This is a genomic window from Sphingosinicella microcystinivorans (genome assembly GCF_027941835.1).
In the GTDB taxonomy this organism is placed as follows: Bacteria; Pseudomonadota; Alphaproteobacteria; order Sphingomonadales; family Sphingomonadaceae; genus Sphingosinicella.
In genome coordinates, this window is the sequence record NZ_CP116005.1 from 1,800,730 (window position 1) to 1,814,904 (window position 14,175).

Consider the following 14,175-nt stretch of genomic DNA (forward strand, 5'->3'; position numbering starts at 1 on the left):
GGGTCACCATATTTTAACGAGAGTTAATGATTAGTTGATATTTTGGGTTAACCGGTCGAAGCGTTCATTCGGAGCGATGACTACCGTAACGCTTCTCTATATACGCCCAAAACGCCCGGAGACCCAGCGCTTCTCCGCCCTTCGGACGGCCGGGCTTCGCCGACGGCATCCACGCGAACGTATCGAGGTGCGCCCACGGCGTCTTCGGATCGACGAACTTTTCGAGATAGAGCGCGGCGGTGATCGCTCCCGCGAACGCGCCCGAGGCGCTGTTGTTGATGTCGGCGACGTCGGACTTCAGCATCTCCGCATAGGGTTTCCACAGCGGCATCCGCCACAGCGGGTCGCCGCTCGCCCGCGCGCCTTCGAGGAGGCCCTCGGCGAGCGCGTCGTCGTTGGCGAACAGCGCGGGGAGGTCTGGTCCGAGCGCCACGCGCGCCGCGCCGGTCAGCGTCGCGAAGTCGAGGATGAGGTCCGGGGCGTCCTCGCCCGCGAGGGCCAGCGCGTCGCACAGCACCAGCCGCCCCTCGGCATCGGTGTTGCCGATCTCGACGGTCGTGCCCTTGCGCGTCCTGATGATGTCGCCCGGCCGGAACGCACTGCCGTCGATGGCGTTCTCGACCGCCGGGATGATGAGCCGCAGCCGCACGCGCAGCTTCGCGCCCATCACGAGCCCGGCGAGCGCCAGCGCGTGCGCCGCGCCGCCCATGTCCTTCTTCATCAGCAGCATGTTGCCCGCGGTCTTGATGTCGAGCCCGCCGGAATCGAAGCACACGCCCTTGCCGATGACGGTCAGCTTCGGGTCGCCCTTGCGGCCCCAGCCCATGTCGATGAGCCGCGGTTCCCGGCCCGCGGCGGCGGCGCGGCCGACGGCGTGGATGGTCGGGAAGTTCGCCGCCAGCAAGTCGTCGCCCTGCGTCACCTTCACCTCGGCGCCGTGGTGGCGGGCGACGTCGCGCACCGCCGCCTCCAGCGCCTCCGGCCCCATGTCCTCGGCGGGCGTGTTGACGAGGTCGCGCACCAGCGCCTGCGCGTCCGCGAGCCGCTCGAGCGCCGCGATGTCGACCGCTTTCGGTACCAGCAGCGTGCGCGCCGCGACCGGCTTCGGTTCGGAGAGGTAGCGCGCGAACGTGTAGTGCGCGAGCATCCAGCCGAGCGCCGCCGCGCCCGGCTCGCGTCCGGCAAGCCTGTAGCGCCCGGCGGGCAGGGCTTTCACGGCGGCGGCGAGGTCCCACGGCCCAAGGCTCGCGGGCGCGCCGAAGGCGGCGCTCCAGCTTTCCGCCTCGTTGCCGGGAAGGATCACCCGCGTGCCCGCCGCGCCCTTGAACTGTGCGGCCTCGACGGCGGCGCGCGCCCGCGCCGGCAGCGCGTCCCGCCACGCCTCGAAGCCTGCGGGGTCGACGAGCGCGATCTCGCGGGCGTCCTGCCCCGTGTCGTGTTCGATAAGGCCGTGTTCCATCGTGTCCGCGCTTTTTTCCGTTCCTGCTCTTCGCTTGCCGCGAAGCGGCAGACCGCCTAAACGGTCCGCCAAAATTTCAACTCCGCATCCGCGCCTGAAGGAACACAATGGCCACCAATCCGCAAGCCGCCCAGTTGCCGCCGCTCTACAACGCGCTCGCGCCGCTCTCCTCCTCGGTGCATCAGGCGCTCGGGCTGAAGTCCCGTACCGGCGCGCCGTTCGCGCGCGGGCTGCACGCGATTCCCATCACGGTCGACGAGTTCCACCTCGCGCAGCGCCACTACCCGATCGTGTTCGCGGCCGGCCAGACGCCCGTGCCCCTCGCGCTGACCTCGCTCAGCGAAGGCCAGAACCTGTTCGTCGACGAGGAAGGCAACTGGCGCGCCGGCACCTACGTGCCCGCCTATGTGCGCCGCTATCCGTTCCTGCTCGCGCGCATCAACCCGCAGTCGGAGGAGCTGACGCTCTGCTTCGACGAGACCTCCGAGGACCTCGACGCCGACGAGGGCGAGGCGCTGTTCAAGGACGGCGAGGCGACCGATGTCGTCAAGAACATCCTCGAGTTCTGCGAGCAGTTCGAGAACTCGATGCGCAAGACGCAGGCGTTCGTGCAGGAGCTCGAAAAGGGTGAATTCCTGATGGACGGCGAGGTCTCCATCCAGATGGACGGCATGGCGCAGCCCGCGATCTACCGCGGTTTCAAGATGATCTCGCAGGACAAGATCCGCGACCTTCGCGGCGATCAGGCGCGCAAGCTCATTCAGAACGGGATGCTGCCGCTGATGTACGCGCACCTCTTCTCGCTGTCCTACGTCACCGACCTGTTCTCGCAGGGCGCGGCGAAGGCCGCGGCGGAACGCGCGGACGCCTGAGCGCCCTCCCGCACTGGCTTGCGCCGAGGGGGATTCTGCCTAGACTCCCCGTACTTGCAGGGCAATCGGAGGGACGGGCTCTATGGCGACGGTACACAGCAGCTATTCAAGAACGGCGATCGCGCTTCACTGGCTGATCGCCGTTCTCGTTCTCGGCAACATCGCTGGCGCGGTATACGCCGAAGGGCTCGAAGGCCCCGAGCGCGGCGCGATCATGGGCATCCACAAGTCGGTGGGGATCACCGTCCTCGTGCTCACGCTGTGGCGGCTCGCGCTGCGGCTGAAGGACGGCTTCCTCGTCCTGCCCGCGCACATGAAGGGGTGGGAGGTCTTTCTCGCCCGTCTCACGCACGTCGGCTTCTACGTCCTGCTGCTCGCGCTGCCGCTCAGCGGCTGGGCGTTCGCGGCAAGCCCCGAACGGCCGCTGGTGTGGTTCGGCCTTTTCGAGCTTCCCCATTCGCCGCTGGACAAGGCCGGCCGCGGCGTCTTCCACGCCGTGCACGGCCCCGCCGCGTTGCTGGCGATCGTGCTCGTCGTTCTGCATGTCGCAGGCGCCTTGAAGCATCATTTCCTCGATCGCGATGATGTTCTGGCGAGAATGTTGCCTTTTTTGCGAAAAAATCGGGCAGACGCTTGAAAACTTAACAATTCAGGCCCATCTTGCGTTCGGGCGGCGCTGCGTTCCCCCCCTTTTGCGCGGCACGCCTGCGTAGCATCGTCTGACGAGGACGATGCCACGTCCTCCCTGAACCCTGGTCACTTCGGCGATTCGTCGGAGTGACCTTTTTTCTTTTGGGGCTTATTCCGCCGCGATTGCCGGCGGCCTTCCGAACATTTGCGGCAGCCAGTCGAGCAGCTCGTCCACCAGGTTTTTCAGCGTTTCCGCGATCGCGCCGAAGCCGGCGTGCCGTTCCAGCGTGTCGGGATCCATGTAGAGCGTGCGGTCGATCTCGATCTGGATCGCGAATCGGCTGCGCGCCGGGGCGGCGTGGAAGCGGGTCGTGTACCCGCCCGCATAGGGCGTGTTGCGCGCGACGCGCAGGCCCGCGCGCCGGAAATGCGCCTCCACCCGGCGCACCACCGATTCGGGGGCGGAGGTGCCGCCCGCGTCCCCGATCACGATCTCGGGCCGCTGCCGCGCCGGCAGCGAGAGCGGCGGCATCGAGTGGCCGTCGATCAGCAGCGCATAGCCGTGGCAGGCGGCGGCATCGTCGATCAGCGCCGCGAGCCGCCGGTGATACGGCGCGTGCACGGCGGCGATTCGCTGCAATGCCGCCGCGCTGCTGATCCGGTTCCTGTAGATGTGCAGCCCCGGCCCCGTCAGCCGCGGCAGCACGCCGAGCCCGGAGCGGACGCGCTCGGTGGTCTTCACCGGTCCGGCGGCGGCCGGGTCGCTCAGCAGGGTGAGGTCGATCTCCTGCGGGTCGCGGTTGAGATCGACATAGGTGCGCGCCCAGCGCGCCGTGATCAGCGGCACGCCCGATTCGGTCGCGGGCGCCAGCAGTTCATCGACATAGGCGTCCTCGGCGCGCCGCAGCCCGCCGACGTCGAGCGCGGCGGCCGACAGGAACCCGGGTGGCCACGCGCGGCCGCTGTGCGGCGAGGCGAGCACCAGCGGCACGGGCGCGCCGCGCGGGCCCGAAACGAAGTGCCCGGGCGTCAGCGCGGAGACGGACGGCTCGGCGCTCAACGGCGATGATCCCCTGCGTGCGGCATCGCGCCAGCCTAACCGCGGCGAAACGAAAGCAAAAGAGGGCCGGGGCGGGTTTCGGGCTGGCAAGCCCACGACAGGAAATGTTAAGTCCTCCCCCGTAAGAAGCGGCGGACACGACCATGACGACACAACCCGAAGGCCGCATCACGGGCCGCATCCTGCTCGCGGAAGACGACGACTCGATGCGTCTTTTCCTGGAACGCGCGATTTCCCGCGCGGGCTACGACGTGGTGGCGGTCGATCGCGGCACGGCGGCGCTGCCGCATATCGCGACGGGCGGTTTCGGGCTGCTGCTCACCGACATCGTCATGCCGGAAATGGACGGCATCGAGCTCGCCCAGCGCGCCGCGCAACTCGCGCCGTCGATGCGCGTCATGTTCATCACCGGCTTCGCCGCCGTGGCGCTGAGCCGGGGTTCCGGCGCGCCGAGCGACGCCAAGGTGCTCTCGAAGCCGTTCCACCTGCGCGACCTCGTCGCCGAGATCGACCGCATCTTCGACGGCGAATAAACGGGGCGAATAACCGGCTTGCGCCGCGCCCGGCGCTCGCCTAGAAGGCACGCCGCGTGGGCGCGTAGCTCAGTGGTAGAGCACTGTGTTGACATCGCAGGGGTCGCAAGTTCAATCCTTGCCGCGCCCACCATTCCTTCCCATCGACAGTCACGCCGGCGCGGCTTTCCCAAGCTGCCCGGGCACGTGCCTCAAACGTAGTGCGTCGATTTCCAGCCGGCCAGCTTGGCGGCGATCGCCGGCACATCGTAGCTATGGTCGACGCCTTGGCGGCGAATGTTCCACGGGTCGATCTCGCGGCTGTTCACCCCGCCGTAGGCCGAGCAGTTGGCGACATATCCGGCCGCCTTCACCTGTTCGAGCCGCTCCGGCGTGATGTCAGCCCGTTTCCCGAACGGATAGGCGAACATCACCTCGCCAAGGCCAAGCTCTCGCTCGAGCGTGGCCCGCGACGCCAGCAGCTCCTTCTCGACGAGGCCCGGTTCGCTCTTCGCGAGATTGATATGGTTCACCGTGTGCGATCCGAACGTCAGCCCCTCGGCCTGCATCTCCCGAATCTGGTCCCAGTTCATATTGGGCAGGCCGCGGCCGAGTTTCCTCAGGTCGTGCTCGAACGGCGCGTTCTCGTCGACCTTGCCCGTCGAGACGAAGAACGTGGCGGGAATGCCGTGCCTGATCAGGATCGGCGCGGCGTTCTCGTAGTTGTCGAGATAGCCGTCGGCGAACGTCACGGCGACGATCGGGCCATCGGCGGGTAGCCTGTCCTTCGTGATGTCGTCCAGCGAGACGATGCGGGTGTTCCCGGCAAGGTATCGCATGTGCTCGTCGAACTGCTCGACGCCGATCGTGACCGAGTCCCGAAGCGCATCGCTCACCCGATGATACAGCAGGACCAGAACCCGGTTCCTGTCGGTCGGGCGAAGTGCGCTGTAGGCTCGAAACACGCCGCTCTTGATGATCGCCTTGCCCGATCTCGGGGCCGTCCGGCGCTTCAGCGCCGCTTCCTGCGCAAGGGTCGGGCGCGTGTAGGTCCTGCCGCCCGGCGTTTGCGGGCGGAACGCCGCCTTCCCCTCCCGCATCAGCGCAACCGCGTCGGCCATGATCCGGACGCCGATCTCGTCAAGGCGGACCCGCAGGCCCGTGGGCGTGGAGTGCGGCTCCACGGGGATCGACTCCTCGATCAGGACCGGGCCGGTATCGAGCCCGGCCTCGACCTTGTGAACCGTGATCCCCACCTCGCCTGCGCCGTTCCAGATTTCCCAGAAGGCCGGGGGCATACCGCGATAGTCGGGCAGCTTGCCCTTGTGGATATTCAGCGTGCCCTGCACCGGCACGTCGAACAAGCCCGGTTTCAGGATCGGCGCGGCGAGCGACAGCCCGAGGTCCGGTGCGAAGGCACGGACCGTCTCGATGGTCGACGCGGCGTTGATGTTTGAAACACGTTCGACCCGAACATCGACGCCACCGCCCGCACTGCCGCCCCTGTGCGGCTTCGTCGGCCTCGACAGCCTGAGCACTTCCCTGAATTGATAAGGAATCCAGCGCCAGCCATGTTTCCTGACGTTCCGCATCTGGTTGCGGAGCAGTGTCTTTAGTCTGCGCGGGGGCTGGTGGAGAACGACGAGAATCTCGATGTCCTTCTGCCGTTTCAGCACGGTCTCGATGGTGCGCTCGACATGCCCGCCCAGCGCGGCCGTGAAAACAACCAACCGATACGTCACGCCTGCCCCCTGTGTGTCATGTTGCCTTCCGTGATGTCGACTGGCCGGATTACGATGGATTCACGATGCAAGCGTTAACGCGGAACCCGTGGTGCGTCGACCCGGCACGGCGTCCCGGGTGCGGGTCAGGACAGCGCCGGCAACCCGTTCGGGTTCCGTTCGTAAAGCAGCGCGGCGAGAAACTGCGCGCCGACACGGTGCATCGTCCGTCCCCGGTCGGCGGGCAGCCTGCCGCCTTCGCCGGTCGCGCTCCCGGCTTCCGGCAGGTCGGCGAAGACGGCGGCGGTCAGGCCGTTCGCGGGGTCGGAGAGAAGCCGGCACATGGCTTCGAAGCGCTTCACGATCTGCCGGTTGACGCGCTTGCGGTCGCGGCTCAGCAGCTCGAAGCTGTGGGAGACGATCGTGAAGGCCTGCTGGCCTTGCGCGGCGGCGTGGGCGAGGGCCGCGCGGAGTTCCCACGCGGAGAGGGCGCAGAGCTGGGCGTGGCGGAGCCGCCCCGGCACGTCGTAGATGCAGGCGACGGGAAGCTCGGTCAGCCCGTTCCGGCGGACCGGGTTCACCGTGGAGGCGGGAAGGGCGATCCGGCAGGCGCCGCCGAGGTAGGCGGGGTTGAAGCTCGAATCGTAGCGGAAGCCGAGCCCGGCGAGAACCTTGAGCGTGGTGTCGTCGGCGCCGTAGTTGCCGGCGCGGAACGCGGTCGGGCGCGGCGCGCCCGCGGCGATCAGCAGTTCGGTCGCCCGGCCGAGCAGGAAGCTCTGGTCGGCCTCGTCGAACGATCCGATGTTCGGGCCGCGCCTGCCGTCCAGCGGATCGACCGGCATGTGCTTCAGCCATTCGGTATGGATATGCAGCTGGACCTCGTGCCCGGCCGCGAGGACGGGATCGACGATCCGCTTGACGATGTCGAGGCCGAACACCTCGGCCGGCATCGGGTCGACGAAGAACACGCCCTTCAGGCCGTGCGCGTCGAGGGCCTGCATCTGGTAGCCGATGCCGAAGGCGCCGTCCGCGCAGTGGCCGAAGACGGACTGCTGCAGGTTGGTTTCAGGGTCGACGCCGCGCTGGTGGCTGCCGAGCGAGAGCTCGGTATCGACAGTGTAGAGAACATTGGTCATACCAACCCCGGCGCGAATCAACTTGAGACGGAGTTTCATTTACTCCGTCGACTGGTGGGGACAAATGCACGACTCGGTGAGCGTATCCGTTGGTCCTCACCCGTCTGCCTTGGTCCCGTTTCGATTTCAGGTCGGTGAACGGACGCTTCTCACGGTCCGGCGCCATCTCGTCACATACAAATATTCGCTCGGCGACATATTGAACGATGCCGGTCCCGCCATCCCGGCCTTGCCGTCCGATGCCGAGGGAGTCATCGTGCGTTCGCTCCCCGCCGCGAGGATCGGCGGGCTTCGCGACCTCGCCGAAGGGGCGCTCGTCTATGTGCGGCAGGAATATCCGCGCTACTACATGCGCCTCGATACGTCCTACGAGGCGTATCTGGCGCAATTCTCCGCGAAGACCCGCTCGACGCTGAAGCGCAAGGTCCGGAAGTTCGAGACGCTGTCGGACGACGGCCGGCTCGACATCCGGGAGTACAGGACGGTGCCCGAGCTCGAGCAGTTCCACGGGCTCGCGCGCGAGGTCTCGCGCAAGACGTATCAGGAGCGGCTGCTGGACAGCGGCCTGCCCGATACCGCGAGCCATCTCGCCGAGATGCGCCGCCTCGCCGCCGCGGACAGCGTCCGCGCGTGGCTGCTGTTTCTGAACGGCCAGCCGGTCAGCTATCTCTACACGCCGATCCGCGACGGCAGCGTCGTCTACGACTATCTCGGCTACGATCCGGCGTTCGCGTCCCATTCGCCCGGCACGGTGCTGCAACTGGAAGCGCTGGAGCGGCTGATGGCGGAAGGATGCCACCGCCTGTTCGATTTCACCGAGGGCGAGGGCGCCCACAAGAAGCTGTTCGCTACCGGCTCCGTCGATTGCGCGGATGTCGTCGTGCTGCGCGCGACGCTCGCCAATGCCGGCCTGGTCCGGGCGCACCGGACTTTCCACGCGCTTGTCGAGGCGGCCGGGCGGCAGACCGAGCGTCTCGGCCTCAAGGCGAAGCTGAAGCGGTGGCTGCGGCACGGCGGCGAGCCCTGATGCAGAATCCGAACAACGGATAATCCGAGGGCCGCCGCCAGCGAATGACCAGAACGTTGAGTATGACGAACATATCCATACGCCCGGCAAGGCGCATCCCGGCTTTCCGCAGGCCGCTTTGGGAGCGCGCATTGTCGGGGCTCGTCTCGGCAACGACGCGGGCGAAGTTTTCGGCACGGGCGATAGAGGCGCGTGCAGCGACCGACCGGGGTTGGCATCCCCTGCCTCGATAGGACGGTACGGTGAAGGCGTTGCCGATCAGGGCCGACGTGCCGGGAAGGCCCAATATGCACGCTGTCTTGTTCTCGAAAAAAACATAGCTGCAATGAACGATTTCACCTTCGTTCAGAATAATGAAGGCGGCCACTTTTCCGCGCTTGACGTCTTTCAGGTAATCCTGCGCGTCTCTGTCGATTTTCAATAAGGCGGCGCAGATGTCTCGGTGAGACTCTATATTCTTGTCGTCTATTACAAGGAATTGTTCACCGTCGCGTGGGTTCGGATACGGGAATTGCGAACAGTCTGCTTCGAATATCAAATGTGACTTTGCGCGGAACAGTTTTGAAACCAGGCGTGACAGGTCGATACTCAAGATCGCGTGTTTCTATATTTGACTGTCGGAAGACGGATTCGGAAGGCGCTCCTTGAGCAGGCGCCTGTAAATTTCGCCCATCCGCGGTTCGCCGATCAGGGTATCCCAGGTCACATTGCCTTCGATCAGGCAAGGGCCGTCGGCGGTCGGCGCGATGTCCCAGCCCACGGTGCGGAGCGGCTGGAACGCGCGCGCTGCGGCGATGGCGAGCTTCCGTACATCTTCCCACTGGGGAACGGTGAAGCCGATCAATTCGCGACCGGTGCGGGGATGCCGCTCCATGGTCCGCATCGAAAGCCGGCGGCTGTCGCAACCGATGACGTTTTGAATGGTGCCGCGATCAAGGTCCAGGTTGGCGACCAGGTTGCCGGTTTGACCGAAATCGAAATTGTCGTGGGCGCCGTCGTTCGCGATCAGGCGCAGTCGTCCCGCCAGAATCTCGATGCTGCCGTCCGTATTGCTCAGCGTCACGACGCGGATCGTTTGCAGGGCGTCCGTGCCCGAAAGCGCGGAGAGTTCGGGGTGGCCGATGATGCGCTGCTGGAACATCCAGCGCCGATAGCCGGTCTCCGAAAACAGGCGCAGCAGGGAACCGGCCTCGACGACGCCGCGCGTCGGCGCGTGCCATCCGTCGCCGCGGCGGACCATGTGCGTCACGCCCTTGCCGTGTACGCCGTTGATCGGCTTGACGATGATGTCGGAGGCGGCGGTCGTTCGCATGAACGACGCGAGCCCGGCCTCGTCGCGCAGCAGCGGCGCAGAACCGGCCCCGTCCCCGTTCGCTGCCCCGTCCGCATCGTAGACGGCGTGCAATACCGGAACGGCGAGCTTCGCGGCCTGACAATGGGCAGCGAAAACGAGCTTGTCCTCGGTCAGCGCGAAGGCGCGCCTGTCATTCAGTTGAAGCTGTACGTTGAGGAGTTCTTCCTTGCTGACGACGGCCTGAAAATCCGGGTCGCCGAGCCCGGGATCGAGCAGGTTCAGGAAGTGAATCTCGCTGGGTGAAAACAGGCGCCGCCGGTACAGGTGAAGGTATCGTCCGAAGGCGGAAACAGGCTCCATGCGGTAATACGCCACCGCACCTGCAAAGCGTCGTGCCTCATTGATCCATTTGCTCGGCATGGCCCTGCGCGGCTTGGTGATTGGACGTGGGCGGTGTGTAGTCCGATCGCTCGGCATCTGGCAAACGGTTTGCGCCCGCAGCGGATTGCTGCGTCTTCAGCAGGAACGCGCCGAGGTCGGGCTGCGTGAGGTAGCGGCCGTAGCCGAATTTCCGGCCCTGCCTGTCCGTGTAGGCGTCGATCCGGTCGGCTTCGGCGATCAGCGCCTCCGCGCCCTTGCCGCGCGCGAAGAACGGCACGAGGTGGTTGGAGTGCGAGCTCCACGCCCATGAATAGCCGGGCAGCTTGCCCGCGCCGTTGTTGGTGACGCGCTGGAACGGCTCGTCGAGCTTGGGGCCGTAGAGCAGGTGGTCGTGATCGGCGGTGACGACGAGCAGCGTGTCGTCCCAGCTCGCGGCGCTCTCCGGGCTGTCGACCCACGCGACGACGGCGCGCACGGCCGCGTCGAACGCCATGTATTCCTCGATCATGCGCGGAAAGTCGTTGGCGTGCATCGCCCAGTCGACCGCGCCGCCCTCGATCATCATGAAGAAGCCGTCGGGGTCCGTGCCCACGTGCTTCAGCGCCGCGATCGCCATCTCGTCGAGCGTCACCATGCCGGGCGTGAGCGGCACCGCGCCGGGGTCCGCCGTGCCGCGCGCGACGTTCTGCGGATAGCTCCGCATCGCCTGCAATGTCGGGTTCACCGCCGCGATCATCGCCAGCGGCTTTGCCGAGGTCGTCTTGCCCTCGGCGAGATCGCGGATGTCGCCCGCCGTCTCGACGAGGTTCCAGCGCGAATCCGGACCCTTCAGCTCGGCCCACAGCGCGGGGGGCATCCACTTGAAGCGGATCTCGGCGTGCTCGTCGGTGATCGGCCTGCCGTCCTGGTCGTAGTCCGGGTTGCCGCCGCCGCCGATCACGTCGAGCGAGCCGGAGAACAGGTCGCGCGCGAGGCCGTGATAGTCGTCCCGGTCCGGGTTGTGCGCGCCGCCGCCCGCCGCGGGCGTCGCGTGGTTGAACGGCACGCTCGAGATGCTGCCGGTCATCCTGCCCGCCGCCTTCGCGGCCTCGGCGACGGACTGCACGGGCGTCTCCGCGCCGTCCACGTCGATGGCGCCGTCGAAGGTGCGCACGCCGGTCATCATCGCCGACATGGTGTTGGCGCTGTCGGGCGCGACGCGGCGGTGCCACTGGTAGCCCGCGAACAGCGCGGGGTAGGGGCTGCCCGCCTTCGCCATGCCCTTCACCGGCCGCGTGTCCCACGCCTTCGCGGGGTCGTAGACGGCGTCCGGGTCCTGCGCGTAGGGGTCGCCGCCCTCCGGCACCTTGCGCTCCAGCCGCAGCCCGTAGGTCGCCATCGAGGCGCGCAGCCACGGCCCGGCGTCCATCGTCAGCGGCCGCCCGGTCCAGAAGCGCGTGGCGGCGAGCGTGTTGTGTCCGGCGCCGTCGGCGATCATCACGATCACGTTCTTCGGCATGTCCGCGGCGATGGCGGGCGTGGCGGCGGCAAGCAGCAAGGCGGTGACGAAGACGCGCATGATTTCCCCTCAGGATGTCGCGGGGACCATTGTCCCGCATATATGACAGGGGGAAGTCAAGCGGCGCGATTCGTCAGAACTGGCGGCGCGCGCGGATCATCCAGACGCGGGGCGTGTTCAGCCACGAGACGCTGCCCAGCGACGCATCGACCGTCGTCTCGTTCAGGCAATTCTCGCATTCGAGGCTCACCCGCCAGAAATTGTCGTCGGTGCGCAGCGCGATCCCCGCGTTCACCAGAAGCTGCGCCTTGCTCCGCGACCCGGTGATGAAGCCGCCGCCGTAGGGATTGGCGGGATAGACGGTGCCGCCGATGCCCGTCACGCTGCCGGTGAAGAGCGAGGCGTTCGCCGCCCCGGTTTCCATCGCCGAACGGTAGGCCACATCCACCGAGGGCGTGACGATCGAGCCCGAGACCGGCGGCAGCCAGATGTCCCACGCCGCGCCCGCCGAGAGCGTCCATTTCGGCGCGCGCACCGGGTCGGCGATGTCTCCGGCGGCGGTGACGATGCCCGCGCCGCACGACGGCGCGTCGTCCGCGCCGGACGCCCCGGCGATCAGGCCCGCGGCAAGCTCCGCGGCGCACGCCGCCTGCTGCGCGCGCACGGTGCTGCCCGCCCGGTACTTCGCGTCCTGCCAGCCCGCGGCGGCGCGGACCGTCACGTTCGTGAACGGCACTGCGGCGATTTCCAGTTCGACGCCTTTGTTCCGGAAGCCTGCGGTGCTGACGGAACCGCTGCCGTCCGCGATCTGCGCGTCGCTGCCGTCCACGTAGAAGCCGGTGAGGTCGACGGCGAGGCGGCGCTGGAACCACGTCGATTTCAGCCCGGCCTCGTAGCTCCAGATCGTCTCCGCCGCATAGGGGCGGATCGCGGCGGCGGTCGCGGCGCGCTCGCTCCAGCCCGCCGAACGGTAGCCGCGTGTCGCCGACGCGAAGAGCGCGGCGTTTTCGGCGGCCTTGAAGCTGGCGGCGAAGCGCGGCGACCAGAAGCTGTCGCCGATCTTCCCCGGCACGCCCGCCGTGACGAGCGCGTCGTCGAGGCAGCCGCCGGAGAGCGCCGCGCAGCCCGCGCGATTGTCGGCAAGGCCGAAGCGCAGGTCCTCGTCGCTGTAACGAAGCCCCGCCGTCAGCGTCAGTGCCGGGCCCGCGTTCACGTCCACCTGCGCGTAGGCGGATTTCGATTTCGTCTCCGTGGTCACGCGCCGGTCGGCGACGAGGCCCGCGACGCCGGGGCTCGCGGTGAGGAGGTCGGCGAGGTCGCTGTCGCCGTCTTCCTCGGCGTAGGAGACGCCCGCCACGTAGCTGACGAAGTCGCCCGCGAGCGCGCCGCTCAGGCGCAATTCCTGCGAGAATTGTTTGAAGTGCGTATCGCCGAGGATCGTGTAGCCGCCGTACACGTCGCCGCGCGCGGCGGGCACGGGGTTCGCGATCGTCGGCGCGTCGCGGCCGTCGCGCAGGTCGATGCCGTACTGCCGCTTGGTGTCGACATAGCCGGTGATCGCCTCCACCGTCACGGCCTCGCCCGGCGTCCACGCGATGCGCGAGGTCGCGAGGTAGGTTTTCGCCGCGTTGCCGAAGCCGAAGCCCGCCTTGCGGCCGCTGACGCCGAGCGGCGCGAAATGGTCGCCGGTGATGCTCGCCTTCTCGGGATAGCCGGTCGAGGCGAAGCGGCCCTTGCAGCCCGTGGGCGCGGCCGGGTCGCATTCGAAATCGGGCGCGTAGAGCGCCGTGCTCTCCATGCGCGCGAACGTGCCCGTCCACGTCAGCGTGTCGGCGAGCGTCCAGTGCGCGGCGGCGCGCACGCCCCAGCCGTCGTCCTCGTTCAGCCGGTCCCCGGTCGCGCCGTTCCGCACATAGCCGTTCGACTCGCGCCAGTAGCCGGAAAGGCCGAGCGAGAAGCGCTCGCCGACCGGCACGTCGAGCGCGGCGCGGAACTGGTAGGTGCCGAAGCGTCCGTAGGCGCCGTCGATATAGCCGCTCGTGCGGTCGCCCGGCGTGCGGTTCACGATGTGCAGCGCGCCGCCGCTGGTGTCGCGGCCGTAGAGCGGCCCCTGCGGACCGCGCAGCAGCTCGATGCGGTCGATGTCGAAGAAGCCGTAGTCGGTCGCCGCGCCGCGCCCGACATAAATGCCGTCGATGAACGTGCCGACGCCGCCCGACCCGCGGATGACGTAGGCGTTGTCGCTGCCGAAGCCCGGCACGTGCGCCGCAGCCGCGTTCGGGATGCCGCGCAGGGCGTCCAGCGGTGCGTCGATGCCGCGCGCCTCGATCTCGCCGGAAAGCAGCGCGGTCACGGCGAGCGGCACGGTCTCGATGGGCTGCGGGCGGAGCTGCGCGGTGACGACGATCTCCGGCAGCGCGGCGCTTGCCGTCTCGTCCTCCGCCATTGCAGGTGCGGCCGCCGCGGCGATTGCGGCGATGGCGCAGCTTCCGTGCAACAGCGAACGTCCTGACATACGCGACCTTTCCTGAAAACAAGACCTTGCCTCTTGCCTTCCCGCGCGGCGGTTCGCAAGCGATGTGCGA

At 67.7% G+C, this 14,175-nt stretch carries 12 protein-coding genes and 1 tRNA gene; 5 read left to right on the forward strand and 8 right to left on the reverse strand.

Going from position 1 to position 14,175, the window contains the following annotated elements:
* Nucleotides 1-64: 64 nt before the first annotated feature.
* Entirely contained in the window at nt 65-1,459 is a 1,395-nt protein-coding gene (locus PE061_RS08845; protein ID WP_271258722.1) for a leucyl aminopeptidase family protein, read from the reverse strand.
* A 107-nt stretch (nt 1,460-1,566) separates the two neighbouring features.
* Between PE061_RS08845 and PE061_RS08850 the strand changes: the two genes are divergently transcribed.
* A complete protein-coding gene (locus tag PE061_RS08850; RefSeq protein WP_271258723.1) occupies nt 1,567-2,331 on the forward strand; it encodes a SapC family protein in 765 nt (254 codons plus the stop codon).
* An 82-nt stretch (nt 2,332-2,413) separates the two neighbouring features.
* Nucleotides 2,414-2,968: a cytochrome b gene (locus tag PE061_RS08855; protein WP_271258724.1), complete on the forward strand. Its 555-nt coding sequence runs from the start codon at nt 2,414-2,416 to the stop codon at nt 2,966-2,968.
* A 162-nt stretch (nt 2,969-3,130) separates the two neighbouring features.
* On the opposite strand, the gene PE061_RS08860 is transcribed toward PE061_RS08855, so the two are convergent.
* Complete coding sequence (locus tag PE061_RS08860) at nt 3,131-4,021, reverse strand: N-formylglutamate amidohydrolase (RefSeq protein ID WP_271258725.1); 891 nt, start codon at nt 4,019-4,021, stop codon at nt 3,131-3,133.
* Nucleotides 4,022-4,164: 143 nt separating this feature from the next.
* Between PE061_RS08860 and cpdR the strand changes: the two genes are divergently transcribed.
* Both cpdR and PE061_RS08870 read left to right on the forward strand, forming a co-directional pair.
* Nucleotides 4,165-4,554 (forward strand): cell cycle two-component system response regulator CpdR, encoded by a 390-nt coding sequence (gene cpdR / locus PE061_RS08865; RefSeq protein WP_271258726.1) that lies wholly within the window; start codon nt 4,165-4,167, stop codon nt 4,552-4,554.
* Nucleotides 4,555-4,612: 58 nt separating this feature from the next.
* Nucleotides 4,613-4,687 (forward strand) — tRNA-Val (locus PE061_RS08870).
* Nucleotides 4,688-4,745: 58 nt separating this feature from the next.
* Here the strand turns inward: PE061_RS08870 and PE061_RS08875 are convergent.
* Both PE061_RS08875 and PE061_RS08880 read right to left on the reverse strand, forming a co-directional pair.
* A complete protein-coding gene (locus PE061_RS08875; protein ID WP_271258727.1) occupies nt 4,746-6,275 on the reverse strand; it encodes a polysaccharide deacetylase family protein in 1,530 nt (509 codons plus the stop codon).
* 125 nt (nt 6,276-6,400) lie between these two features.
* A complete protein-coding gene (locus PE061_RS08880; protein WP_271258728.1) occupies nt 6,401-7,390 on the reverse strand; it encodes a hypothetical protein in 990 nt (329 codons plus the stop codon).
* 256 nt (nt 7,391-7,646) lie between these two features.
* Here PE061_RS08880 and PE061_RS08885 point away from each other — a divergent pair, with 256 nt between their 5' ends.
* A complete protein-coding gene (locus PE061_RS08885) occupies nt 7,647-8,417 on the forward strand; it encodes a GNAT family N-acetyltransferase (protein ID WP_271258729.1) in 771 nt (256 codons plus the stop codon).
* On the opposite strand, the gene PE061_RS08890 is transcribed toward PE061_RS08885, so the two are convergent.
* From PE061_RS08890 to PE061_RS08905, 4 genes are all read right to left on the reverse strand, one after another.
* The gene (locus PE061_RS08890) at nt 8,371-9,009 is read right to left on the reverse strand and encodes a GNAT family N-acetyltransferase (protein WP_271258730.1); all 639 of its coding nucleotides are present in this window, start codon (nt 9,007-9,009) and stop codon (nt 8,371-8,373) included. The two genes, PE061_RS08885 and PE061_RS08890, sit on opposite strands and share 47 nt — an antisense overlap.
* A gap of 12 nt (nt 9,010-9,021) precedes the next feature.
* Nucleotides 9,022-10,188, reverse strand: coding sequence for a sugar-transfer associated ATP-grasp domain-containing protein (locus PE061_RS08895; protein ID WP_271258731.1), 1,167 nt, complete (start codon nt 10,186-10,188; stop codon nt 9,022-9,024).
* Nucleotides 10,109-11,650: an alkaline phosphatase gene (locus PE061_RS08900; protein ID WP_271258732.1), complete on the reverse strand. Its 1,542-nt coding sequence runs from the start codon at nt 11,648-11,650 to the stop codon at nt 10,109-10,111. Before PE061_RS08900 ends, PE061_RS08895 begins: the two co-directional genes overlap by 80 nt.
* A 73-nt stretch (nt 11,651-11,723) precedes the next feature.
* A complete protein-coding gene (locus PE061_RS08905) occupies nt 11,724-14,105 on the reverse strand; it encodes a TonB-dependent receptor (protein WP_271258733.1) in 2,382 nt (793 codons plus the stop codon).
* Between the last annotated feature and the right edge of the window lie 70 nt (nt 14,106-14,175).